Origin of the sequence: Paenibacillus sp. FSL K6-0108, from assembly GCF_045040695.1 — a bacterium.
Classification (GTDB): domain Bacteria; phylum Bacillota; class Bacilli; order Paenibacillales; family Paenibacillaceae; genus Paenibacillus; species Paenibacillus pabuli_B.
In genome coordinates this window covers 3,988,881-4,014,924 of sequence record NZ_CP150288.1, presented here as the reverse complement: position 1 = coordinate 4,014,924, position 26,044 = coordinate 3,988,881, and the positions used below count along the sequence as shown (strand labels likewise).

Below are 26,044 nucleotides of genomic sequence, written 5' to 3'. Positions count from 1 at the left end.
TGAAGAGGATGGTGGATGTTTCTTTTTGGCTTAAGGGATGAAAAGATATGCCGAGGTCGTATTTAATACTTATCCTCTCTTTTTACTTATAAGAATAAGTAAGGAGCTGTGCTATAACACAACTCCAGTGTACATTAACTGTATAAAGAGTAGTCGGCCGCTAGGTGGGGTTTATGGTTATTTCGTGATTGGACTTGCTTTTTTACCCATAATATAAATTCCAATCCAGCCTAGCAATAATAAGATCTGAGCCAGAACGACCAGCCACAATACTTCCGTGTAACCTCCTAATATGCAAAATATAGTATTAACTAGGGGGAACCCCAGGAAAGTAAACATGATAGGAAAATCTTTTTTGGGAGTGATTGAATAATTAACCTTCCGGTCCCAGAACTTTATAAAAGCTAATGCTAAAATTCCGATTGTAATTACAGAAAGTGTAATCAACATCACCCATTGCATATTAGAGGTTCTTTCGAAGAACGGTCCCATATAATTAAAGAAGTTAGATAAAGGTGAGAACATACAGGCTAAGGACAGAATTGCCGCCAGAAACGGATAGGTATAACCAATTGATTTACTGTAGCCTTTCTTTTTATGCCACCATTCACCAATTAGAATAAAGATGGTCCAATATCCTGCTATATAAATCCATCCTGTAAAATTCATCACAGGTTCCCCATAGATTTGAGGTTCACCAGCTAGCGGATAATAAGTCCATCTTGCCATGAGTCCATCTGTAGTCTGAAATATCTGTTTAACAGCCACTGGGTCCAATGAAAAGTCAAAAACCATAGCGCTCAATCCCGTAATAAATGGTTTAGTCCAGGACGGTATATTTACAGACTTTAGAACACGCAAAGTTGAATAAATGATCAGAAACTCAATAATAGGGACAGTAATCGGTATATTAAATAACATTAAAATACTCCGCCCATAGGCGTAAAAACCTTCCCCAAGCGATGAAGCAGTAATTTCAAAAACGGCTGCGTAAAAAAACACAAAACCTATAAACTGCAGTAGAACCGTTTTGGGATGTGTTTCCTTATCAAGGATATAGAAAACCATTAGAACAGCAGCAATTAAGACTATAATATCTTGAATAATCCATACAGGCACTACAGTTATATCACCCATATTTTACCTCCATTTAAGTTTAAAAATAGAATTGAACGTTCAAATAAATTATAATTTCACTGTGTTACTTAAACAACAGACTGTTCGATTGAGATATGTTAGTTATCATACAAACCACATTAGATTTGTTCATTATTTTAAATTGGGAGGATATTATGGCAGACAAAAAAACAGATCACAGAGTGAGATATACAAAAATGGTTATAAAAGAAAGCCTGTTGAAGCTTTTGACAGAACGGACTATCAATAAAGTTACAGTGACCGACATTTGTAGAGAAGCAGGGATTAATCGCAACACCTTTTATACACACTATGCTAATCAGTTTGAGCTTCTTTCCACGATTGAAAATGATCTTTACGAAGACATTAAGCAAGTTGCGATGAGTTCTTCAAACCCTCAAAAGCTATCTTATGAATTATGTAAGTATATAAAAGCGAATAAAACGATATGTGAGGTTCTGTTCTCAGAGCATGGCGATAGAGAATTATTAGAACGAATCCTTTATATCAGTCACGATTTAACTATTGAGCGATGGAAGCAGGAATTAAAATATTTTGATCCACAATTATTTGAGTCCTGGTATACGTTCACCGCTCATGGCAGTATAGCTATTATTAAAAAGTGGGTGAGTAGTGGTCTGAAGGAAAGCCCCAATAAAATTGCAGCTTTTATTGATAAAGCTACGGAATCCGTATCTAAAACTTTTTATTCTGAAGAATTGTAGGAGTTCCCTCTTCCCAAAAAGCCTGCTCAGCTTGAAAATGCATCCTGAACTACAGTGAAAGGTAGATGCCCTGATTAATCTTGATCAGCCCGGTAACATACTTTGAAAGTAGAACTTTTTTTGCACTCATCTGTCAGTAAGATGAATGGGGAAGAAAGAAAACGGTGGACAAGAACTTGGTCACATTACCAGGAATTTCAGCTATGGCTGAGTGGATTGGCAGTTGCGAGTGATAGTGAGCAGATGATCAATATTCCAAGATCAGTGCCTGTGCCTGGTACAGAATATACCATACAGGGAGATTCCTCATTGAATGTATTTCGTCTATCCGCCACAACATTCCGGCTTTTTGTGAAGATGGTGAGAGCTGTTATGAAACAGAATTTGAAATTTCTATTGTCCAATCAGAAGTATCAAATACGTTAGCCATGCTTAGAACCATAGATTAATCTTCACCAAGTGTGGAGATGCAATTAAACATTGCATTTTCTGAAAGGGGATTTATGGTACATTAAAAGTGGTTAAAATTTGAATTGTAGGAGACATGGTTAGGATGGGATATTTAGTAAAACTGCCGAAAGCTGCTGTCTTTGGAGCTGCAAATGGCGTAATCTTCATGACTTTTTTTGGAGCGCTTTGGTCTGCAATTGGTATTATTGGTTCAAATAAACTGGGAGCTCCTTGGCTGCTTGTTCTTTCAGGTATTGTGACATTAACGTTGCTAATCGGAGCTATTTCGCTATTTGGGAAAGCACGTAACGTGAACCATGTCACTACACCGAAAGCGAGGGAAATGAGGAATAAAGTTAATCGTAAATTTGGTATGATCTGTGGTTTAGAAGGTTTGGCAATCTTGATTGCAAGTGTGCTTTGTAACTTATTTGATCGCTTTGAAGTCTTTTTCCCGATCATGGCTATCATTGTGGGAGTCCATTTTTTTCCTTTAGCGCGATTGTTTCGAGAGAATTTTTATTATGGTACAGGTATAATGCTCAGTATTCTAGGCATCATTTCTTTGTTTATACCACTGAATACCACTTTGGGCGATGTATCTCTGATTGCGAGGTCTACTTTTATCGGTTTCGGTTCTGCTTTGACGCTGTGGGTGACAGGTTTAAGGATTTGGATAACCATGCTCAAGCAATTGAAATAGGAAAAGGATATCCTCTGCTGGATCAGTTCACTTCATGAAGTCCACGACACTCTTTCAGGGTAAAGAAGTCGTATTAAGGCCAGTATTCAATTAAAGGGAAACGATAGCTCAATAAGATAAAGCAGCTGATCATCGTGATCGGCTGCTTTCATTAAACTAACGGACAGGTTAGTTAAAAACATCTCGAGATTCTATTTTGATCTGAAGTGAATATTTATTGTTATTTATTTCATCCTTTAATATGATTGAATTAAATTAAACAAAGAAAGGTCTAAAGGAATATGTATGATTTTATCGCAAGTAGAAAAAATATTAATGACACTGAAAGTTCGAAGATACTTACCCCAGAGATTGGAGATAGGGAAGAACTCGCTCAATTTAGAGGAGCTCTGTTGACGCTGTTTGGAGGACCCGATTATAAAACATCCGATGCGGAGAATGCCTTTCAATACACCATCACAGCAACAGACAATGTTCAAAGTTCTTATGAATTTACAGTTTATCAGGGACCTAGTGGACTTGCGATAGCAGGCAATGAAAATGAAGCGTCAGTTCTTAATGCAGCTCAATTTTTTGTTGAATATGTAAAGAAAGCAAGACCTGCTGACTTCGATGAGAAATTAGTCTATGAAGACACCGGATACATATTAGAATATGGTTGTAAGAATGGTGTTTGCTATTATAAAGAGTCACCTCAAACTACAACTACTTTAAAAAGAAATAATATTAGGCTCGCTGATTTAACACCAGGCCAATTGAATGAAATAAATGAAATTGATTTCACAAAGATAAAAGACCCCGATGACTCATGGTTCTGGAAAGAGGATTTATTAAATTTCTCAACAATAGACTTTCCGTTGATTCGTGACTTAATGCGTAAGGACCTAAGTTTGGTTTTAGGAAAACCGATAGGTCTTGATGAAGTGATGCAGATGGGGAACGATGAAGGTTTTGATCCACAATTCAGTTCAGAAACTCCTGAGATGGCATTAAACGCGTTAGCAGAAATCTGGGCATGGAAAACAACTGCGGGTAAAGCGTCACAAAAGAGACGCCTTGATTGTTCTTCATTTGCTTGGACAATTTCACGAGCAGTTTATGGATTTTATGGTGGGAATTTAAATAGAAATCACGCTTTAGCTAATGCATTGTATGAGGAGTATGAAGATAGAATCACATCTCAGAAAGATACACTTCGATTCTTCTATGCGTTACTCGAACTCTTCAAATTTAAACGACTAAATGTATAATATGTCATTAAACTAACGGGCAGTTTAATTGAAAAGGGTAATACTAATTATATTTGATATAACAATTTTAGAATGTTAATCTTTTTAAAGACAACATAAGTAATATCCTTATAATCAGAGGAGGATATAAAATGAACAAGGAAATACGTAAATTTCTGAGCGATATAGAGAAACCCTTTATCCAGTTTGTATACCAAACATCACACATATCCAAACTGTAGTCATATATCATCAAGTTTAATTGCAACATATTTAAGTTCACACACTAATCACGAATTGGTTACTCAAAAAAATAAAATCTAAGTTAACTGAAAAAGAGGATCCTGTTACTGGATTAATGACGCTAAAATGTTTGTTGTCGGGGGATAAGAATATGGTCCCATTTGAAGTCGCTATTTTAGTGGCTTTTTTATTTTATCGGTACAAGTTCTTGTCCCAAGTCAAGGACAAGAACTTAAACCGATTACCGTATTTGACAAAAACAAGTTCCCATTCCCGATTAGACGTTTTTCTAATCGTTATTTGGCCGTTAATTCATTAAGCTAACGGGCAAAATAGTTCACTGCCGACGAGAAGCGTGTGGTCCCTAAATTGTAAGTTATTATACATATAAATAAAAAAAGGAGCCTGTTTAAGGACTCCAGAAGTCTTGTAAAGCGTTGGTTCTATTAAGAATAAACCCAATCAGGAATTTCCGTTTTGGTGTAATTGTATGAAACGACTTTCCAACCAGAGCTATACCTGCTCACGTTAACTTTGTATGAGTATGTGTAAATGTATCTTCCGTACTTGTCTTTCTGTCCAGTGCTAACGGTAACTAATGCTTTATCAGTTCCAGAGTAAGCGATTGAAAGACCGTAGTATAAGTTGTCTTTACCTTGCTTGAAATATTCCTCAGTATCTGAGTGTTTGCTAAATAAAGGTTCCACCAATTTGAAAGCTTGGTCATTATCCAGTGTTCCGAGATCGACTGTGATGTGTTCTGAACTAGCAACCAAATCGGTTGGATGCCAGAAGATATGGTCTTGCTCAAAGAAAGTTTCGTTGAACTCTCGGAACTGGACGTAAACTCGATTGTCAAACATTTTAACAAATTCCCCCAGCTTTACTTCCAACACTTTTCCATCTTTATTAACAATTGCAGTTTGAGTTTTCTGATTCCAAGTTGTTACTGCTCCGATCTGATCACCCGCGGCTCTCAAAGGCATAAATACTCGACCATCAACCAATTTCCCATTGAGATGAACTGCCTCATCTGCATGAGCAGCTAATGGGATAAGTAGTAAAGCAGTTGATAGGAATCCAATAATTTTCTTCCTCATGTTGATTCTTCCTTTCGAAAATTGGTATCTATGATACTTACGCTATCTTAAAATGCGATAATTATTATAGAGTATTATGGTGAAGACAACAAAGACTTCTTTTCACCGCTCTGCGAGTTTACTGAATTCGGTGGTGTTCAATTTAACCAAATGTAAAGATTAAACTAACGGGAAACGTTAGCTCAACAAGAAATTACGGCAGCCGATTTTCACGATCAGCTGCCGCTTTCTGTTGAGGTAACGAAGGATAATTTTAATCTGTCAGATAACTAGGACTCATGCAACTGCCCTGTCTCCTTGCGCCGCCAATTTATGAATACCAATGACAATGCTATTAACGTGAGGATCATCCCCAGTATTCGAAATCCTTCGAAGCTGAAGTTATCTCCCATTACAATGCTAATCAGCAAAGAAGAGAGGATGGTTCCCAGGTATCTTGATGTATTGAATATTCCAGATGCTACACCTATAATTTCTTTTGGTGAACTTCTGAATAAGGCTGCTTGCATAGCAACACTGTTCAACCCGTTGCTAATACCGAATGCAGCTAAAGCCAGACACACACTGATAACCGGTGAAGTCTGATCCAGTGTCACGATCCACACGGACCCAAATGTCATCAGCATTCCGGACATAAGCAATGCTGGTCGAGGTCCTGATTTATCGATCCAGCGTCCTGCTATTGGAGAAGCAATGAGCGAACACAAGCCTAAGCTTAGCATGAGCATCCCTGTATGAAACTCGCTGACATGTCGTACGATTTGCAAGTAGGACGGAAGCCCAAAAAAGAGAGAGTAAAAAAGCAGGTTAACGATCATGAATTCGACATTGATCCAAGTCATTGCAGGATATTTAGCGAATGTGCGTAAAGGAATAAAGGGTGCCTTTGCTTTTAACTCATGTCGCACGAAAGCTCCCAGTCCAACGAAGCCAATCAGTCCGACAATAACGTTATTAAATGAAATTTGGCCAGATGATTTTGCGGACAATAATCCAACGAGCAGAGCAACCAGACCCACGGTGAATAGCAGAACTCCTGAGGCATCAATCAATTCAAACCATTTGCGAAAGGACATGTTGCGAGCAACGGATGTCGTAGACGGATCATCCTTAGGAATATGCTTCCAAGCTAATAAAAAGCTTGTTACCACGAAAGGAATATTAACCAAAAAGATAGCTGGCCAGCCCCACCAGTGAATGATAACCCCGCCAATAAAGGGGCCAATCGCTGCCGCTCCGGATAGGAATATGGACAACATTGACAGTGCAGTTGCTTGTTTCTCCGTAATATGAATTCGCACAATGGCCATTCCAACCGCAACCATCATGCTTGTTCCGATGGATTGCACAATGCGGAACACGACGAGCCATCCAAAGTTTGGGGATAGTGGAGCTAATAATGATGCAACGAAGGATACAACAAGTCCGCTAAGAAATATCCTCCTCCTACCGAATAAATCGCTGGCTTTTCCCATGATCGGTTGAGAGATAGCACTAGCAATGTAGAACGAAAAAATAATCCAGGATACCACTGTAAAGTCGAGATGGAACACATTTTGAAGCCTTGGAATAGCAACTGAAATCATTGAAGAATTCAAAGGGTTCAATAGAATCCCTAGTCCAACGGAAATCATCAACCACCTACTATGAATACTCATTTCAATCCCCCACTCTGTATATTAGTGTCATCATCGTACTTGAAATCATTTATTTATTCCAATGCATTTCATGTTATGATTTCATTGACTTAAAGGAATGAGTGGAGGATGTAAAATGGAACTTCTTCAACTGAAATATTTTCTCGAGGTAGCTCGTTTGGAACATATGACCGAAGCAGCACGAAGTTTGCATGTCACTCAATCATCACTAAGCAAAACGATTGGGCGCTTGGAAGAGGATTTGGGAGTCCCGTTATTCGATCGAGTAGGGAGGAAACTGCGATTGAATGAGTTTGGAAGCAGATTCTTTTTCCGTGCAGAAAGGGCGTTGTTTGAATTAGAACAGGGGAAGCAGGAGATTAGCGATTTATCCAGCGCAGAACATGGCACACTCGAATTGGCGGTGACCACCGCAAGCACATTGCCTCAGATCCTTCGAGAGTTTCGGAACAAGCGACCCGATATCCTATTTCATGTGCAAATGCTCACCACGCAGGAAATGGTTACGCTTCTTCATAGAGGAGAGGTTGATTTTTGCTTGTCCTCACCTGCTATACGAGGGGAAGACATTGAAACTCAAATCATGTTCATCGACCCGATTCTTGTAGCTGTTCCCAAAGAGCATCGGCTTGCTGACCGAAACAGCATATCTTTGACTGAGCTAAGGGATGAATCTTTTGTTGGGGTAAAAAGAGGCTACGGTACTCGCGATTTGGTGGATTCTATTTGCAAATCGGCTGGATTTATACCTACATATGTGTATGAAGGAGATGAACCTGCAAGGCTAAGTTCTCTAGTAGAAGCGGGGATTGGCATAGCCTTTATACCAAGTACAGCAAGGTATTCTGGGGAACATATCAAATATCTCAAAGTAGAGAATCATGAGTTGGTACGGGAGATCGCTTTGTTATGGCACAGGAGTCGGTACATATCGCAGGCTGCTCTCGAATTCCGTGAGGTAGTTGTGGAATACTTCGGGACGATATCCAAACAGAATTCTTAAAGCGGCAGTATCATCTATAACAAGGCTTCTTATATTATCTTGTGTCAGCTGATAAAAGTTCCGTTGAAGAAATTTTGGATGAAGCAATAGAACACGATCGGCTGATGAGATCTTTTCAACTGGGAATAGCACCGATTTCGTCTTTCGGAAGTTTAGCTTTTGTAAGAACTCAAGAAATAACAGTTGAGGAAAAGTTCTTCGAATTAATCCGTCTTATAAGTTCAAAAGAAGATGGACTAGCTGTAGCCCTTGTGCGGTGCTTGTGTTAGTCACCATCATTATATGGTTTGGCACCCGTCGCATCGGTCCTGGACTGACACCACAGAACATCGCTTCAGTCAAGACGGACATAATAAAATTAGACGATTAATGAAGCCAATTGAATAAGTCCGTTAACAAAGAGGGTACTGCACTCCAGATTTCCTGGGAACAGTACCTTCTTTGCGGCCTGTATATTATTGAATCCCATTCGATTGTAGCCTGTCTCGCGAAAACGTAAAGTAGTAATAACGATTGTGCTAAACAGTGAGCATTAGTGGAATGAAACGGTGACAGTCTAGGACTTTATTTTCTGATCACTAGCTGTTGCCGTTTCATTTTTAAGAGCCAGTCTAAACTATTACTTTACCCAAGCGGGGTTTCGCCATCATCAACGCCTTCCGATGTTCCTCCCCAGATTTCACCCCATATGCGCATCTCCCGAAGTACAGGTATGTATGCCCTTCCTTTATCTGTTAGCGAATACTCAACTGTAACAGGTGAGGTAGGGAACACCTGACGGTTGATGACTTCATGCTGCTCAAAATGACGCAGGACATCCGTTAAAGACTTGATGCTGATGTTGTCTAAATGTCTTCGCATCTGATTAAATCGCTGAGGGCCCAGACTAAGTAAGGTGAGTACCAAGATAGCCCATTTTCCGCGAACAACCTCCAACGCCTCGCGAATGGAGATGAGACATTGTTCGTCCTCTTTGCTTATATCCACAAAATCATTCCTTACTATAGTATAGTTAGTCTAGTTTATAGAGCTATATAAAAATAATGTGTCTACTTTAAAGTATATACTAAATAATTTATAGTAACAATAAAGCTTATTTAACTGCAATGGTTGAATTTGTTTTGAAGGTCTACTACTAATTATTTAGAACATCTTGTGCCAACTTGGGGCAAGGTAATTATGAGGAGGAGAGAAGCATGTCCGTTGAACAATCGTCACAGAAGGTGGAGGCGCAGTTTTTTGATGTTATTCAAGATCGGAGATCTGTAAGGTACTATGATTCCGAAGTAAAGATCTCACGGGACGAAATGAAGGATATATTGCAGCTAGCTACACTGGCTCCTTCTGGCGCCAATCTCCAGCCGTGGAGGTTTCTCGTCATCGACTCGCAGGAGCTAAAACAAAAACTGCTTCCGATCGCAAACAACCAGCAGCAAGTGATTGAGGCTTCAGCTGTCATTGCGATACTCGGAGATTTGGAAGGCTATAAATTGGCCGAGAAAGTTTACGGGATGGCGGTCGATGCGGGGTACATGCCTGAAGAGACAGCTAAATCATTCGTGGAGCGATACCAAAGACTGTTCGCGAGTATGCCTCCAGAAAATGTACTCCGAAAAGTATTTATTGATAGTGGACTGGTATCCATGCAGCTAATGCTTGTCGCCCGTGCAAAAGGCTATGATACGGTCCCGATGGGCGGCTTTGACCAAGTAAAATTTGTAGAAGAGTTTGATATTCCGGCGAGATACGCTCCTGTTATGCTTATCGCCATCGGTAAGGCGGTGAAGCCCGGACACCGGACGGTAAGATTACCGATAGAAGATGTCGCTTTCTTTAATGAATTGCCTAAGGATTGATATTAATCATTCATGTAATATAAAAGAAGCTAAAGGATATGAAATGCACCTCCAATTGTTAACCACTACTAACAATTGGAGGTGCATTTTTGAGTTTTTTGCGGAGATCAAGAAACTTCGTAATGAGGTGGCACCTGATCCTTATTGATCATTAATGAGGATGTCCCTGGACGTTTGCGCTGTGGGGCGGACACTATTTCACTTACATCCACGCCATTTGGTTGCTCAATTGCGAACGCAATAGCTTTAGCGATAGAGGAGGGGGATAACCCAATGTTCTGATAAGCTTCGAGTTTGGCTTTCATTGGAAATCAGTAGTTTTCCAGATTGAGGATTAGATGGATATTTGGGGTTTGCAAAGACATAAAAATAGAGCATGCAACTGTAAAGGAGTTGTACGCTTAGTATTTGCATCCTAAACGTACAGGATAGTTCCAATTTAATACGTTAGCCATGCATAGAACCATAGATTAATCTTCACCAAGTGTGGAGATGCAATTTAACATTGCATTTTCTGAAAGAGAATTTATGGTACATTAAAAGTGGTTAAAATTTGAATTATAGGAGACATGGCTAGGATGGGATATTTAGTAAAACTGCCGAAAGCTGCTGTCTTTGGAGCTGCAAATGGCGTAATGTTCATGACTTTTTTTGGAGCGCTTTGGTCTGCAATTGGTATTATTGGTTCAAATAAACTGGGATCTCCTTGGCTGCTTGTTCTTTCAGGTATTGTGACATTAACGTTGCTAATCGGAGCTATTTCGCTATTTGGGAAAGCACGTAACGTGAACCATGTCACTACACCGAAAGAGAGGGAAATGAGGAATAAAGTTAACCGGAAATTTGGTATGATCTGTGGTTTAGAAGGTCTGGCAATCTTGATTGCAAGTGTGCTTTGTAACTTATTTGATCGCTTTGAAGTCTTTTTCCCGATCATGGCTATCATTGTCGGAGTCCATTTTTTTCCTTTAGCGCGATTGTTTCGAGAGAATTTTTATTATGGTACAGGTATAGTGCTCAGTATCCTAGGCATCATTTCTTTGTTTATACCACTGAATACCACTTTGGGCGATGTATCTCTGATTGCGAGGTCTACTTTTATCGGTTTCGGTTCTGCTTTGACGCTGTGGGTGACAGGTTTAAGGATCTGGATAACCATGCTCAAGCAATTGAAGAAATAGGAAAGGATATGCTCTGCTGAATCAGTTCACTTCATGGAGTCCACGAGACTCTTTTAGGGTAAAGAAGTCGTATTAAGGCCAGTATTCAATTAACGGGATGATTGAGTTAAATTAAACAAAGAAAGGTCTAATGTAATATGTATGATTTTATCGCAAGTAAAAAAATATTGAAAACTCTGAAAGTTTGAAGATACTTACCCCAGAGATTGGAGATAGGGAAGAACTCGCTCAATGATGTACCTCGAATTAAGGACAGATCGTCAAATGAAAAGGTGTTGCCACGGTAAACAATGAACTGGTTTGTGAAACTGAATTAATGTTTGCATTTAGTTCGATTTACGTTTTAAGCTCACGGGCAAGATGAATTATAAATCGAGTCAAAAAAGGGCCATTCGCGAAGGATGGCCCTAAACTTGCCGTTACAGACGGCGCAGAGATGCGTATCATTACCTTACTTCGGTATCTAACAATGATACATTTTGTCACGGACGAATCTTCTTGTTCCTTAGAGGCCGGAAAAAGGCGCGGATATCCTCGGCCAACGCCTCGGGTTCTTCCAAGGCGGTAAAATGGCCTCCGCGGGGCATCGGAGTCCAGCGGGTAATATTCAGGCTGCGGGAAGCCCAAGCCTTGGGAGGCAGCAGAATATCTGCCGGGAACAAAGCCAGACCCGTCGGGACTTCTATACTGGCCAGCGGCGGCAATGTATTTGCATTTTCATAATACATCCGGGCTGATGAACCTGCCGTGTTGGTAACCCAATAAATCATAATATGGGTAATCAGTTCATCCAAACTATACGTGCTCAGGAGGTCGCCGCTGCAATCGCTCCAGGCCCGGAATTTCTCCATTAGCCAGGCAGCTAAGCCTGCCGGAGAATCGGAAAGGCCGTAAGCGAGCGTCTGCGGACGTGTCGTCTGCAGCGACATATAACCGCCTTCTTTGGCTATCCATTCTGCGGCGTTTTTCCTGTATTGGCGTTCTTCTTCGGAAAGTTTGTCCGGCTCCGGCGCAACCATAAGATCCCGGATGATGCCGATATCCGTCAGGTGTATGCCAACTAACTGTCCGGGGTGGCTGGAAGCCAGATAGCGGGTTACGCCGGAGCCGATATCGCCGCCGGCGGCACCAAACCGGTCATAACCTAATTCCTCCGTCATGAGTTTAGCCCACATTTCGGCGACGCGAAAATTGTTTACGCCGGCATGCCCGGGACGGCCGGAGAAACCGAAGCCGGGTAACGAAGGGACGATGACATCAAAAGCATCCGCCGGGTCTCCTCCATAGCTGGCCGGATCGGTCAGCAGTGGGATGATTTTTTGATAACGCAGATAGCTGTCCGGCCACCCGTGGGTGAGAATTAAAGGCAAAGGTGCGAGACCTTTCCCGCGTTCATGAACGAAATGTACATCGATTCCGTCGATTTGACAGCGGTACTGGGACAGCCGGTTCAGGACCGATTCCTGGGCGCGCCAGTCATAATGGTCCTTCCAATACGAGATGAGCGATTTTAAAGCCTGCAGATTCGTCCCCCGTTCCCAATTGGAATTGGCGTTCTCCAGCTGATCGGGATAGCGGACACGGTGCAGCCTGTCTTGCAGGTCATCAAGGACTTGATCAGAGACATGAATGTGAAATCGTTCAACAGCCATAGCGCTGCTCCTCCTTTTATTCAGTGGATCCACAACGCCATTATATCCTTCGGGCTAGCGTGCTACACTGTTATAAATGAAGCATTTAACTATACGATTTGATAGGTGGATGACGAAGATGCCTCAAATAGACCGATACAAAAACCGGACCGTAAACATAGAATTTGCTCCAGTGGAGAATTTTACGGAACTGCCTTATCCTGAGCGGCTTACGCTTATTTTTATTACGTCTGGAAGCCTTAAAGGTACTCTCAACGAGCGACCTGTATCGATAAGCGCCCCCGGCATTCTTTGTCTAGCAGACGGGGACAAGGTGGAGGTAACGGGAAAATGCAGCATTGCTGCCCAATCTTTCAGCTTTCATCTGGAGTTTTTGAACTCGACTGTTCTTTCTGAAACCAAGTCGTTTCCGGCAGTGCCAAGGATTCATACAGGCCTTTCCCTATTTGAACGAGAGCAGGGCTGTTATGGTGTCCCCCGTATAACCGAAACGGCTTATCCGCTGCTATTTGAATGGTTTTTTGTGCTGGGCACGGAGGTTCAAGCACAAAGCGACTCCCTTTGGGTGTGCAGGATCAAAAGATACCTGATCCAGATTTTAGGCCTGCTCGAGGAATTGAATCAGCAGAGGGAGCACTCGCCCGTCGATGCCGTGCTGGATTACATCCATACGCATTACTCGCGGAAGATTACCTTGCAGGAACTAACGGATTGCGCCCATCTGAACCGTGTATCGCTGAATAAACGGTTTCAGGAAAGGTGCGGAAATACAGCGATGGGTTACCTGATTGCCTATCGGTTAAAGGTTTCGCGTGACCTTCTGACCCATACCGATATGAGCCTGATAGAAATTGCGCGTGCCACGGGGTTTGAGTATGATACTTATTTCATCAAACAGTTTACGGCCAAGCTGGAGATGTCACCGACCACCTATCGGCTGACCTCCCGCAAGCTGGCAGGGGCTTTATAGACGAATGTCCTTAGGATTCCCGGTGCCCAGACATAGCTCTATTTTTTTCGACCATGTCTGCTGTTGTTCGATTCTAGGGTTACTCTACCCACCTAAAGTAGAATCTACGCTTTGAGGTGCGCTGAAATCAGTAAGCCATGGAAAAGCGTTCAGGAACAGCCTTTATCGAATCATAGAAGTATTGAGGTTGTATTGCTCGAATTAGTTGTGGCAGAGCCAACTTGTGTCAGTAGGAGCTCCAGAAACTAATGGGGAAAAAACTTTTTCATTCAGTCGCCAGATGACTTTACCACAGCCTACATCGTTAACTCATGAAGTTGCCGTGGCTCCCAAGAAAACTCTTTATTGAAAAATTGGATAGGTACGCCGATTAGTCACCTGCATAATTCACTATCACAACTCTCTGACGACAGTTTGTATCCATTAACTTTGTTTGAAGATAGAGTGGATCGAACGACGTCACAAGCGAAGCTGTATAAGACTGGTTTAAGGCGGGAACACGGTAAATTGTCAGATGAGAAGAACTCCAGTGTTACATTCAAGTACAATTTTGATTACAGCAGTTCTTCCAGCAGCATTGAGTATTATCATTTAAGTAAAAATGAATCGATACTTAATAAATGCGAATGTCTTTATCAGCATGATAGTGCTAAAGGAGAAATTCAATCGATGATATCGTACACACCACAAAGGGTAGGGAACGGTCGAGGGACAAGAACATTGTTCCAATTCAAGTCGCTATTATAGCGGCTTTTTTATGTTATCGTACAAGTTCTTGTCCCGAGCCAAGGACAAGAACATGATCCCATTGCCGATTAGATGATTATCTAAGGGAGGGTGGTGGGTCTTTATTGCTGCAGGCGCTGGCATAGGTGGAATTGTTGTAGAGCAGATCTCCCTCATATCTATTAGCTGGATCGGAGCGATAGGAGTGGCAATAGCCGCCGCAACAGCGGTCGTTTCATTGAGATTGTCGCGTTCAGAAGCAAGACGAAAGGCAGAGAGGAACGTTGTATACAATCGGACTTAACATTTTCCAGAACTCAAATTTTAATTCAAAGCGCCTACAATTGAATAAAATTCTTTCACCCATTCTAGCGTAAGTTTTTTGTAAGGATTCATTAATAAAAAGGCAAGATTTATTCTTTACAATTAAATTATACCCACAATGATTCATAACTACTAGGAGGATAAAGATGAGCTTGATGAAGAAAAGGCGTTATTTAGGGAAGTCACTATTAGGATTCATGACATTTTTAATTCTGTTAACAGGATGCACAGACCCTAATTATACAAATAAGGAGCCTGATTCTAAGCAGACGCTGGCGATTCAGCATGCGACGATCGTGGACGTAAGATCCGGCAAGTTAGTCAATGATCAGACGATTATCATTACGGAAAATAAGATCAGTCACATTGGAAACAGCGAGGGCGTGGAAATCCCCGATTCCGCACAGGTAAGGGATGCTAAAGGACAGTATGTCATTCCTGGCTTGTGGGACATGCACGTTCATCTGGAAGAAAATTATAAAAATGCTTTCCCACTCTTTCTGGCTAACGGAGTGACTGGAGTTAGGGAGATGGGGGCGGCGCTCACAAACGTCGATCAGTGGAACACGAGTATTCAAGCCGGTATGTCCGCTCCGCGTCTTGTCTATGCGGGTCTTACATTAAATGGAGGTCCGGCTGATGAAGCTCCTCATATGGTATACCTAAAAACAGAGGAAGAAGGGCGCGAAGCCGTACGTCTTAATGCGGAAAAAGGCGCAAGTCATATCAAAGTATACTCCTGGTTGCCACGTTCTGTATTTCTGGCAGTCATGGACGAAACCAAAAAGTTCAATTTACCGGTAGTCGGTCATTTGCCAGTAAAGGTGCGGGCTAGCGAAGCTGCTCAACTGGGATTCAAGAGCATAGAACATCTCCACGGGTTGTTTATTGCCACTTCGAGCATCGAAGACGAACTTTTCAAGAATGCGGACATGAGCGATTTGATCGGTTATTCGCTGGCAGAGATTGAGGCCTCTCAACATTATGATTCTGAGAAGGCCAACGAGTTGTTTCGTACTTTCAAAGAAAAGGAAGTCTGGCCTGTCCCGACCATGGTTACCTATTTTAATATGGCAAAAACCGAAATCGACTCGCGGTCCAAATATGTACCAACTGTTGTACAGGAGTACTGGGCTGAAGTGATTCGCGCAACGCCTCCTGAACAAACGGAATTAATGACGGCCATCAATTCCACAACGCCAGGCATGGTCAAAAAGTTGAACGATGCCAGCGTGCCGATGCTTGCAGGCACCGATTCCAGCTACGAAATGACTAACTTTATATACGGTGTTTCCTTGCACGATGAACTCGAAATGTTAGTGAAAAGCGGCGGCCTTACTCCGCTGCAGGCCTTGCAGACAGCAACGCTGAATCCTGCACGATATTTGGATAGAGAGCAGGAGTTAGGGGCTGTAGAAGAAGGAAAACTCGCCGATCTCGTGCTGCTTGACAAGAACCCGCTTGAGGACATTCGAAACACGACAAGCATATCCGCGGTTGTTTTGGACGGGAAACTAATGGAGAAGCAGACTTTAGACCAGTCGGTTAAAACATATCCCGTGATACAGGTTGCCGATACAAAAGATAAACAGGAATGATTTGGGTGATTTTCTAATAAAGTAATTCTTCATAATCATTAATATTGTGCAACTATATTATTCAAACGCATTTTGGATGCTACTTGCTAAGTTTTCAAATCATTCAGATGTTTGGGATTATTACAATGGTTATCTTTGATTCGCAAAGCATTGGTTATCAAAAACCGAAGGAAGAATTTTTCAATTACGTCATAAGTCATATTTCAGAATTTAATAGAAAGGATGCGCTTGTCATTGGTGTTTCATTAAATACGGATATCAAAGGTGGTCGTCAGTCAGGCATGGACACCTGTTGGGTCAACAGAATCGGACAAATAAGTCCAGCAGAAATTAAAAGCACATATACAATCTCAAACTTAATAGAGCTCACTTCCATCTGTTAGGCTGCAAAAACAAACGCTTGTGCCGCCTCAATTATCACTTTTTGGTGACTATATCACAAAAAAGTGGGTACTGTTTTTCTTGTAACTTTTCCCCCATACTATCGTTCATAGGAGGTTCATGAGGCAGACAGAGCATCCTATACCATATAAATCATTATAAAAGGAGTGTAATAGAATGGGGAAATTTGACGGGAAGGTAGCAGTTGTTACCGGAGGTACAAGCGGCATCGGTCTCGCGTCGGCACAACAGTTCGTAAAAGAAGGGGCTTACGTTTTTATCACGGGACGCAGACAACGTGAACTGGATGAAGCAGTAAAGCAGATCGGAAAAAATGTTACAGGTGTCCGAGGTGACATATCTAAATCGGAAGATCTAGATATATTATTCGAAACAGTTAAGCGAGAAAAGGGACACTTGGACATTCTCTTTGCAAATGCCGGACTAGGGTCATTGCTTCCATTAGGAGAAATTACAGAAGCACAATACTACAAGACTTTCGATGTCAACGTGAAAGGAACCATCTTTACAGTACAAAAGGCATTAGCTTTGTTTCCAAATAAAAGAGGTTCGATTATTCTAACGGGATCCACTGCTGGCTCGACGGGGATGCCAGCGTTTAGTATCTATGGTGCATCCAAGGCAGCGATCAGACAGCTCGTTCGCAGCTGGATTCTTGATATGAGAGGGACCGAAATTCGTATAAACATCCTTAGTCCGGGAACAATCGTAACGCCGGCGTACGATGAGTTATTTGGCTCTGAACTAGATCATTTCCTGGAACAGGCAAAAAATGATATTCCGCTCGGCAGAGTGGGGCAGGTTGAAGAGATCTCCAATGCTGTCATGTTCCTAGCCTCTAATGAAAGCAGCTATATGAACGGCGTTGAATTATTCGTAGATGGCGGAGTAGCTCAAGTTTAACCAGGACATAATAAATTTTCAAACGACAAAGATTTTTAAATCAACTTAAATGCGATTGTATTCTCCCCTCCATGTAACGTTCAATTTTTCCTTCAGTGATCCTTGAAGGATCAAGCGATACATGAAGGGGATATTCTTAGTCGGGAGATGGCGCATTGATATGAAAACATTTTTCTGTGAACTGGAAGTTACACTTGAGGTTATCGGAGGAAAGTGGAAGGGGCTTGTTCTGTACTATTTAATAAAAGGACCTAAACGGACGGGAGAGCTTAAGCGACTCGTTCATAATATATCGCAAAAGATGCTGATTCAAACTCTTCGGGAACTGGAAACAGACGGATTAATTCGTAGAAAGATGTACAATCAGGTACCGCCTAAGGTGGAATATTCAACGACGGAACTGGGTCAATCACTTGAACCCATTTTGAGATCGCTTTGTGCTTGGGGGGGGAATTACGCAGAGCAATCCTTCGTTCCGGGCGAGATTGAGATTTTGTATCTGGATTAACTGTCGGGGGACAAGAGCATAGTCCCATTTGAAGTCGCTATTTTAGCGACTTTTTGTTTTATCGGTACAAGTTCTTGTCCCGAGCCAAGGACAAGAACTTGTACCGATTGCCGAAATGGACACGAACTTGTTCCCATTTCCGATTAGACAGAGACCTAAATAATGAGTAGATACAGCTGCATTTCTGATTTGTCCAAGGTGTATACTTGCTGACCAACCATAATGACCTTTGCCCCTTGCACTGCAAATAATAGGAAAGGGGAATTGAAATCATTTACCGTGTCGGAATCGATCCGAGAAAAGCGGCTGATCAGCAATCCGGGAATGCGCTGGTTAAAAGCGCCGTCATAAGGGACAAGGGCCAAGATCATTCGGGCCAGTCGGGATCTTTCCTCATCTAACAGCCCTTTGCTCTGATTTGACGCTTTCAGCTGTGAATCGGTTACGATGCACATTCTTTCTTATTCGGCTGTAATGGTGCTGATAGTATACAAACTATTACCGCAAGTGTGTGGGAGTCATGGAAGAAGGAAACGTAAGGCGCTCCGATGTAGGGACACCACAAGGCGGCGTCATCTCACCACCTGTTGGCGATTCTAATCAAGCTAAGGGGTGCATGAAACGGGTAAGTAAGGTATAGTGTTAGATGGAAAAATAGAGTGGAGGAGTTAACCGTGGTCAAACAACGCAAGATTTTACTAACTGTAACCGTATTGTACATATTGCTTGTTCTTTATTTTATGTTCTTCGCTTTCGGCAGAGGAGAGGCTTCGGATTACATTTCCCAATATACCTTTATTTTCATGCCCGAGAACTTCCTTAAGTTACCGTCTCCATCTGATCTTCTGCATCCCAGCCTCATGAGTATGGTGGGTTTCGGGAACACTATTGCGTTTATTCCTTTCGGTATATTGATTCCATGGCTGTACCGGATCAGCTTCGTCCGGTTCATCACCTTATTCTTCATCGCGATTCTTGTGCTGGAAACGATCCAGGCCCTTACATTCCTGGGCAGCTTCGATATCAACGACGCTCTTCAGAATTCGATTGGAGCAGCCCTCGGTTTTGGGGCGTACAAGCTTGGTTTCCGTTACCGGAGCCTCGGGCGCAATCTGGTGGCAACGGCTATATCGGGTATGGTTCTTTTTATAGCTTTATGGGGATTAGGGGGGGCGGTAGACAAAATAACAACAAAAGTAGAGGGCCCGTTTGTGGCGATCAATGAATGGACGGATACTTCGGGCCATTCATCCGCTGGAGACAAGCCGGACAGCATCCTAATCAACGGACAGAAGGTACCGCTTCGCTATAACCTATATGGCGCTGAAGGCGGAGATTCCAGAACGTTCACGTACAAGTCTGAGGGGCAGACGATTTTCTCCTTCGATTACGGATGCCCCGAACCAACGGATTATTCCGGTAGTATCAGTGTTACTCGGGATGGCAATGAAATATTGACCGGCTCTGGAGAAGATCAGCGGAGTAATCCCGATCTATTTCCGTCGCTATTCAAAATCCCGCTTGAGCCGGGGGATGAGCTGAAGATCACGATGAAGGGCGACATGAAAGCATGGGATGTCGGGTATACGCGGATGCAGTATTTCTGGAACTGAGTGCTTAAAGGGACTTCGCCCCCATTTTATCATGAATTACACCTCGCGCTTGGTTTTCAAGCGTTTTTTTGTGCTTTTGAGATCGGGATTTTTCAGAAGGGGCGATTTTTTTGTGTAATCAAGATAACCGGAAATGTAGAGGGACAGGACTTGTAATCGATGCTATTGCCGATTAGATGAATATCTAAACATGGAGAGAATACGCAAAGGTTTAAATACCAGCGGTTAGTATTGAAGAAGCGTAATATTGTAATGAAACTTGCAGTTGAGGACAAGAACATGTTCCCCACACGTTGAAAAAGTACAAAACAGCTAGATAAAGACCAAACATGCCAATAGATTCTCCAAGCTGTCCCGTAAAATAAATAGGTAAAGTGACAAATGCTTGCCTAACCTACCAAAGACTCGTGTGAGAGTAAACTACAGTTAAGGCAGCTCCCCTTAAAAGGAGCTGCCCATTTCGCTATCAACAGGTTGTTTTTAAGGAATTACATAGTCGTTTTTAAGACAGTACATTTTGAGAATGATCCAAAGACCCATTCTGCTGTAAACTATACTTGAAGTTAGCAAAAATCCCTTTACAAGATAGGGGTAGGGGCGTTAAAGTTAACGCAATTATGGACGGACTATAGATTTTAAAAGATAAGATGAGCACCAAAGGAAGGGATGCCCATGATAAAAAAGTTGAGGTTTCAAAACAAATTGATGTTGAGCTATCTTCTGGCCTGTATCATTCCGCTATTAATTGTAAGCGCATTCATTTTTCATCAGTCAGCCAAAGGGCTGGAAGAATCCTCACAGGAATTTGCCTCCTTGTATACATCCCAGATCAAGTCCTCTTTGAATGAATTTATCAAGGAATATGACAAGATTACGAAGTCAGTATTGGTCGAAAACGAATTGATCTACAGGCTCGGAGAAGGGTCAAGTATACCCATGAACGAGGAGGTAAATCAGCGGGTGGCCGTACAGCAGCTTCTCATGAGGGTGTCATTGCTCAAATCCGAAATTGGCACCGTAATGCTGGTCAGCCGCGATAACAGCGTGTACCAATACACAACTACGACCAGCAGAGTTGATGAGAGCAGACTATTATCCCAGGATTGGTACAATCAGCTCCGCAATTCGGATCAGACCTTTTTTATTAGCGGTCTGCACGATCGTTCCTATTACGAGGATAAGGGCGCAGGAGCCGTTGTGACGGTGGGAAGAGTACTGTTTAATTCGAAAGGAGCATACGCCGGGATGCTTCTAATCGATCTCGATCCCTTTACGCTGCTTCAGCTTGAGCATGAGTTTCTGCAAGCTCGTGATAAATATGGCATTAGCGTGATTATAAGCAATAATCGTAGAGAGATTGTTTATCATTCCGAAGCCGCCAGTGGCCGGATCACATGGGAGCAGGTACTCCATTCCGAATTCGATCTTACGGGAGACCGTGCACATGAAGATCGGATTATTTTATCGGAACACACGGCCCAAGGGGAATTACTTATCAAAACCGAGATTCCCCGCTCCAAATTGCTGCAGAAAATCAATCAGATGAAAGGGCTGACTATGATCGTGATCATGACAAGTTGCCTGATTATTTTTCTGATCTCGCTGTGGCTCAGTTATACAATTACCAGACCCATCAAGGCACTTCGAAGAAGCATGAAACAGGCAGAGGTAGGTCAATATCTTCCCATAGAGAAAGAACAGACCAGTGATGAAATTGGAAGTCTGGTATACAGCTACAACAAAATGATTATCACGATCAAAACGTTAATAGAAGAGGTATACGTGGCAGAAATCAAGCAGCGGCAAGCCAAGTTCCTCGCCCTTCAACATCAGATTAACCCCCATATGTTGTACAATACCTTGGAATCGATTCGGATGAAGGCATTGGTAAAAGATGACGAGGATACGGCAGGAATGATTAAAATTCTGGCTCGAATGTTCCGGTTAACCCTTGGGAAAGAAGGAAGGCATCATTCGATTAAGCATGAACTCGAGTACACAGGCAACTATCTACAGCTTCAAAACATCCGATTCGATGATATGTTCACATTGTCCGTCAACATGCCGAATGAAATGCTGGAGTGCAGCATCATTCCGTTGGTATTTCAGCCTATTGTAGAAAATAGCATCAATCATGGTTTTGCAGGTTACAGCCAGGCATTGTGTATCGAAATCGAGGGGAGCTGGACGGAAAACGGAGAGATTCTGATCCGAATTTCAGACAACGGAAGCGGAATGTCGTCGGAGAAATGGACGGAACTGAATTCGCTGCTGGAACAGGCAACTTCAAACAGATACAGCCTTGGAAACCAAGATGACCTTGGAGAGAACGGTCTGGGACTGACCAATATTGCAGAACGAATTAAGCTCCATTATGGAGATTCATATTACATTAAGGTGCTATCTGGTATCGAGAATGGCACGACCATCGAAATTCGGATTCCCGGCATAGGCAAGCCTGAGCACATAAGTTTCGATGCGAAAAAGGAAGGTGAGGGAAATGAAACTGATTTTGGTAGATGACGAAAAAGGGATTTTGGTAGGACTCAAAAAAATGATAGATCGCTATATTCCGGAATGTGAAGTGGTTGGAACAGCTTATAATGGACGTGAAGGCTTCGAGATGATTCAAAAATGGCAGCCGGACATCGTTATTACCGATATTCGAATGCCGCAGGCTGGAGGACTGGAAATGATTCAAATGCTCAAAGAGGTCGACATTCAGAGCAAATTCATATTGCTAAGCGGATATGCGGACTTTGAATATGCCCGGAAAGGCATGCAGCTTGGTGTGAATTTTTACATCAATAAGCCGGTTGAAGAACAGGAATTGCGTGACTGTGTGTGTCAGGTTATGGACACAATTCGCATAGAGCGAAGCAAAGTCCAGGAAATGGAAGCATTAAAAATGGCATCATATCACCGCATGCAGGAAGATGGATTGCGAGATATTCTGGATATGGGTAGCGATTATACCGAAATTGTAGAGGAGCTGCAAAGAATCAGATGCATGCCTGAGAAGGAAGCACAATTTGCTTGTATCTTGATTGAAATCCGCAGCAAGGCAGATGGTCTGAAAGAGCTCGGTTTTGATCCTGTATTTAGGCAAATTGATCTGGTCTTCAGACACTACGGTAGTGTGTATCGTTTCCGCTATACAGGTGCACAAATTGCAGTAATCGTGATGCACGATGCAGCTATGGAGAGCAAAGATATGGTTAACACGGCACAGCGCCTTCATGAGGTTCTGCTCAGACAACTGAACGTCTCCAGCGTGATTGGCATCGGCAGCGTTCAGAATCGGCCTAGTGGTATTAGCCAATCCTTTGAAGAGGCGAGAAATGCCCTCAGCTATCAAGTGATCAAGGGCGCAGAGCCCATTATTTCGTTTACCCAGATCATGAATCTGACAGGCAAAAGCGAGCTGGTTACAGAGGAGATGATCGCGGACCTGGAGGCTGCCATCGACAACCTGAATGAACGGGAAAGCGTGGATATGATCCATCGAATCTTTAGAAAAATAGAAGCTAAACCAGGTTTCAATCCGGCAGATCTCCAGCTGCAATGCTTGAACATCCTTTTACTGAGCATTCGGAAAGTATCTTTTCAGCAGCTGCAGCAGAACAGGTTGTTAAGTCGACAGCTGTTATCTTTGGAGGGTATTTCACGGTTTAAGACGTTAGCGTCTCTGGAACAGTGGATGGTGGAGGTCATTGGTGGAATCATTGGATTTTTGCTGGAACAACGTACTCCCAAGAAAAAGGACATGATCTCAGAGATCAAGGAATATGTCACAGACCATTATGATGAACCCATCAGCCTGGCCGAATTAGCTGCTCGCTTTTATATGAACCCGTATTACCTAAGCCAATATTTCAAACAAAAAACAGGTGAAACATATTTGAATTTTTTGACCCGCATACGGATCATCAAAGCGAAGGAATTGCTTGAACAGACAGATTTGAAGGTGTATGAAATCTGTCATAAGGTAGGCTATTCGGATGCGCAGCATTTTGCACGCATGTTCGAAAAATGGACCGGATTCAAGCCAAGGGATTATCGGAAAAGTCTTGCAAAACAATAAAAATCAAGGATGCCACTTCATAACGAAGTGGCATTCGTTTTCTTAAAAATCACTTGTTTTAACTTAAAAATGCCTAATTGAGTGAGGATTATTCTGGCTGTATAGTTACCTTGTAAGCGGATTCATCAGAGAATACTGGGGGGGGATAAGTTGAGGGCATTTGCGTTTCATCGAATGAAAGTATATTGGCCACTATACGTGATGGCTATTCCGGGTATCGTTTTTCTCATTGTGTTTAAATTTGTCCCGCTGGGCGGTGCAATCATTGCTTTCAAGGATTACTCGGTATTTCAAGGGTTCGGAGACAGTCCGTGGGTAGGACTCAAACATTTTAAGACCTTAATCGAACATCCCGATTTTGCGAGGGTATTTGGAAATACGCTAATGCTCGGATTTTTGAAACTTGTGTTGGTTTTTCCGGTGCCTGTATTGCTGGCTCTGATGATTAACGAGATTCGCAAATCGGCGTTAAAAAAAGGAATTCAAACGGCACTGTATATCCCTCATTTTTTATCATGGGTTATCGTGGGCGGAATTTTGTTCGATTTCTTTTCTTTAAGCGGATTGTTCAATATCGTTATCGGGTGGTTTGGTCTGGATCCTGTGCTGGCCATGCAGGAGAGTGACTATTTCAGACCCATCTATGCCATCTCGTCCATCTGGAGAGACGCCGGGTGGGGAACTGTGGTGTATATGGCAGCAATTAGCGCGATTGACCCACAGCTCTACGAATCAGCAATGATTGATGGTGCATCAAAACTAAGGCAGATTCGCCATATCACGTTCCCGCTGCTCTTACCAACCGTGCTTGTGCTTTTCCTGCTCGAAATTGGAAACTTTCTAGATCTCGGTTTCGATCAGGTATTTAATATGCTCACGCCAATGACGTACAGTGTGGGAGATATTTTGGATACGTACGTGTTCCGGACCGGTATTCAGCAAGGGCAGTATAGTTTCGCGACAGCGGTCGGGTTATTTCAATCGGTAAATGGATTTATCCTGGTATTTGTATTTAATAAACTATCCAAAAAAGTGTCGGATGGGGGGCTTTGGTAAAAATGGTTGAAGCGAAAAGAGAGCGAGCATTTGTTACCGGGGTTACCATTTTTCTCATCCTGTTTTCCATTGCGGCCATAATTCCGTTATTGTCTGTAATTTCCACCTCATTCAGTTCCAAAAGCGTCGTGGACATGAACCTGGTGACACTGTGGCCAAAGGAATTTACGCTAGATTCATGGAAATACATCATTAATCGTCCGGATCTGTGGAGGTCCTTCTTTCTGACAGTAGGTACGACCGTGATTGGAACGGTACTGGCTCTACTGATGACGGCCTTGTTCGCGTATCCACTGTCGAAGTCAGAGTTCCGATGGGGCTCCATAATTATGGTTTGCGTTGTGATTGCAATGATCTTCAAAGCGCCGATCGTTCCTTATTTCCTTACGGTCCGCAGTATTGGACTCTATGATAATCCACTGGTCCTGATCTTGCCGCATATTCTGAATCCTTTTAATTTGATCATCATGAGAACCTTCTTCAGACAATTTCCCAAAGAGCTGGAGGAAGCCGCCTTTCTTGAAGGCTGTGGGTATTTCCGAATGCTGTTCCATTTCGTTCTTCCCTTGTCCAAAGCTGTAATGGCAACCCTTGCCTTATTTTATGGTGTGGTGTTGTGGAATCAGTTTCAGCATCCGTTATTTTTTCTGCAGGATACCAACTGGTTTCCGCTGCAGATCAAGATCAGGCAGTTTATTACCGACGATAGCGTTATGATGGCAGGCGCAGCTTCAACGGTGGACCTTAATTACAATGAGCGGACATTGAGAGCAGCAACCGTCATTTTTGCAATCATTCCAATCATCATTGTGTATCCCTTCCTGCAAAAGTATTTTGTCAAAGGAGCCATGCTTGGCTCTGTGAAGGGCTGATCTCGTTTTATCAATGAACAGAAGAATCTACAAGAATAACCATGATTGAAA

At 42.5% G+C, this 26,044-nt stretch carries 23 protein-coding genes; 16 read left to right on the top strand and 7 right to left on the bottom strand.

The window, feature by feature from the left end; all coding sequences use genetic code 11:
• Positions 1–177: 177 nt before the first annotated feature.
• Complete coding sequence (locus tag MHB49_RS18080) at positions 178–1,137, bottom strand: carotenoid biosynthesis protein (protein ID WP_405152429.1); 960 nt, start codon at positions 1,135–1,137, stop codon at positions 178–180.
• 155 nt (positions 1,138–1,292) lie between these two features.
• On the opposite strand from MHB49_RS18080, the gene MHB49_RS18075 reads away from it, so the two are divergent.
• From MHB49_RS18075 to MHB49_RS18065, 3 genes are all read left to right on the top strand, one after another.
• Positions 1,293–1,862 carry a TetR/AcrR family transcriptional regulator C-terminal domain-containing protein gene (locus tag MHB49_RS18075; RefSeq protein ID WP_405152428.1) on the top strand — a complete coding sequence of 190 codons (570 nt, stop codon included), beginning with the start codon at positions 1,293–1,295 and terminating at the stop codon, positions 1,860–1,862.
• A 553-nt stretch (positions 1,863–2,415) separates the two neighbouring features.
• On the top strand, positions 2,416–3,015 hold the full coding sequence (locus tag MHB49_RS18070; RefSeq protein WP_405152427.1) for a DUF7010 family protein: 600 nt from the start codon (positions 2,416–2,418) through the stop codon (positions 3,013–3,015).
• A 281-nt stretch (positions 3,016–3,296) separates the two neighbouring features.
• Complete coding sequence (locus MHB49_RS18065; protein WP_405152426.1) at positions 3,297–4,265, top strand: hypothetical protein; 969 nt, start codon at positions 3,297–3,299, stop codon at positions 4,263–4,265.
• A gap of 668 nt (positions 4,266–4,933) precedes the next feature.
• Here the strand turns inward: MHB49_RS18065 and MHB49_RS18060 are convergent.
• Both MHB49_RS18060 and MHB49_RS18055 read right to left on the bottom strand, forming a co-directional pair.
• A complete protein-coding gene (locus tag MHB49_RS18060; protein WP_405152425.1) occupies positions 4,934–5,587 on the bottom strand; it encodes a stalk domain-containing protein in 654 nt (217 codons plus the stop codon).
• A 269-nt stretch (positions 5,588–5,856) separates the two neighbouring features.
• Positions 5,857–7,245, bottom strand: coding sequence for an MFS transporter (locus MHB49_RS18055; RefSeq protein ID WP_405152424.1), 1,389 nt, complete (start codon positions 7,243–7,245; stop codon positions 5,857–5,859).
• 115 nt (positions 7,246–7,360) lie between these two features.
• Between MHB49_RS18055 and MHB49_RS18050 the strand changes: the two genes are divergently transcribed.
• Complete coding sequence (locus tag MHB49_RS18050; RefSeq protein ID WP_405152423.1) at positions 7,361–8,248, top strand: LysR family transcriptional regulator; 888 nt, start codon at positions 7,361–7,363, stop codon at positions 8,246–8,248.
• 624 nt (positions 8,249–8,872) lie between these two features.
• Here MHB49_RS18050 and MHB49_RS18045 read toward each other — a convergent pair.
• Positions 8,873–9,235, bottom strand: a complete 363-nt coding sequence (locus tag MHB49_RS18045) for a winged helix-turn-helix transcriptional regulator (RefSeq protein WP_405152422.1) — start codon at positions 9,233–9,235, stop codon at positions 8,873–8,875.
• 209 nt (positions 9,236–9,444) lie between these two features.
• Between MHB49_RS18045 and MHB49_RS18040 the strand changes: the two genes are divergently transcribed.
• Positions 9,445–10,104, top strand: coding sequence for a nitroreductase family protein (locus tag MHB49_RS18040; RefSeq protein WP_405152421.1), 660 nt, complete (start codon positions 9,445–9,447; stop codon positions 10,102–10,104).
• A gap of 107 nt (positions 10,105–10,211) precedes the next feature.
• Here the strand turns inward: MHB49_RS18040 and MHB49_RS18035 are convergent, their stop codons facing one another.
• Positions 10,212–10,409 (bottom strand): hypothetical protein, encoded by a 198-nt coding sequence (locus MHB49_RS18035; RefSeq protein ID WP_405152420.1) that lies wholly within the window; start codon positions 10,407–10,409, stop codon positions 10,212–10,214.
• 273 nt (positions 10,410–10,682) lie between these two features.
• Here MHB49_RS18035 and MHB49_RS18030 point away from each other — a divergent pair, with 273 nt between their 5' ends.
• A complete protein-coding gene (locus MHB49_RS18030) occupies positions 10,683–11,285 on the top strand; it encodes a DUF7010 family protein (RefSeq protein WP_405152419.1) in 603 nt (200 codons plus the stop codon).
• A gap of 482 nt (positions 11,286–11,767) precedes the next feature.
• On the opposite strand, the gene MHB49_RS18025 is transcribed toward MHB49_RS18030, so the two are convergent.
• Positions 11,768–12,937 (bottom strand): epoxide hydrolase family protein, encoded by a 1,170-nt coding sequence (locus tag MHB49_RS18025; protein ID WP_405152418.1) that lies wholly within the window; start codon positions 12,935–12,937, stop codon positions 11,768–11,770.
• A gap of 118 nt (positions 12,938–13,055) precedes the next feature.
• Here MHB49_RS18025 and MHB49_RS18020 point away from each other — a divergent pair, with 118 nt between their 5' ends.
• The 5 genes from MHB49_RS18020 (at position 13,056) to MHB49_RS18000 (ending at position 18,368) form a co-directional block, all read left to right on the top strand.
• On the top strand, positions 13,056–13,907 hold the full coding sequence (locus tag MHB49_RS18020; protein ID WP_405152417.1) for a helix-turn-helix domain-containing protein: 852 nt from the start codon (positions 13,056–13,058) through the stop codon (positions 13,905–13,907).
• Positions 13,908–15,154: 1,247 nt separating this feature from the next.
• Complete coding sequence (locus tag MHB49_RS18015) at positions 15,155–16,555, top strand: amidohydrolase family protein (RefSeq protein WP_405152416.1); 1,401 nt, start codon at positions 15,155–15,157, stop codon at positions 16,553–16,555.
• 107 nt (positions 16,556–16,662) lie between these two features.
• Positions 16,663–16,938, top strand: a complete 276-nt coding sequence (locus tag MHB49_RS18010; RefSeq protein ID WP_405152415.1) for an HAD hydrolase-like protein — start codon at positions 16,663–16,665, stop codon at positions 16,936–16,938.
• A gap of 175 nt (positions 16,939–17,113) precedes the next feature.
• A complete protein-coding gene (locus MHB49_RS18005) occupies positions 17,114–17,860 on the top strand; it encodes an SDR family NAD(P)-dependent oxidoreductase (protein WP_058711000.1) in 747 nt (248 codons plus the stop codon).
• Positions 17,861–18,020: 160 nt separating this feature from the next.
• Positions 18,021–18,368 carry a winged helix-turn-helix transcriptional regulator gene (locus tag MHB49_RS18000; protein ID WP_405152414.1) on the top strand — a complete coding sequence of 116 codons (348 nt, stop codon included), beginning with the start codon at positions 18,021–18,023 and terminating at the stop codon, positions 18,366–18,368.
• Positions 18,369–18,523: 155 nt separating this feature from the next.
• On the opposite strand, the gene MHB49_RS17995 is transcribed toward MHB49_RS18000, so the two are convergent.
• Positions 18,524–18,823, bottom strand: coding sequence for an AraC family transcriptional regulator N-terminal domain-containing protein (locus MHB49_RS17995; RefSeq protein WP_405152413.1), 300 nt, complete (start codon positions 18,821–18,823; stop codon positions 18,524–18,526).
• 219 nt (positions 18,824–19,042) lie between these two features.
• Here MHB49_RS17995 and MHB49_RS17990 point away from each other — a divergent pair, with 219 nt between their 5' ends.
• The 5 genes from MHB49_RS17990 to MHB49_RS17970 all read left to right on the top strand — a co-directional run bounded on the left by MHB49_RS17990 (position 19,043) and on the right by MHB49_RS17970 (position 25,993).
• Complete coding sequence (locus MHB49_RS17990) at positions 19,043–19,981, top strand: VanZ family protein (protein ID WP_405152412.1); 939 nt, start codon at positions 19,043–19,045, stop codon at positions 19,979–19,981.
• Positions 19,982–20,653: 672 nt separating this feature from the next.
• Entirely contained in the window at positions 20,654–22,504 is a 1,851-nt protein-coding gene (locus MHB49_RS17985) for a sensor histidine kinase (protein WP_405152411.1), read from the top strand.
• On the top strand, positions 22,482–24,065 hold the full coding sequence (locus MHB49_RS17980) for a helix-turn-helix domain-containing protein (RefSeq protein WP_405152410.1): 1,584 nt from the start codon (positions 22,482–22,484) through the stop codon (positions 24,063–24,065). The genes MHB49_RS17985 and MHB49_RS17980 overlap by 23 nt, the downstream gene beginning before the upstream one ends.
• 150 nt (positions 24,066–24,215) lie before the next feature.
• Entirely contained in the window at positions 24,216–25,121 is a 906-nt protein-coding gene (locus MHB49_RS17975; protein WP_405152409.1) for an ABC transporter permease, read from the top strand.
• A gap of 2 nt (positions 25,122–25,123) precedes the next feature.
• A complete protein-coding gene (locus MHB49_RS17970; protein ID WP_405152408.1) occupies positions 25,124–25,993 on the top strand; it encodes a carbohydrate ABC transporter permease in 870 nt (289 codons plus the stop codon).
• The last annotated feature ends 51 nt before the right edge of the window (positions 25,994–26,044 follow it).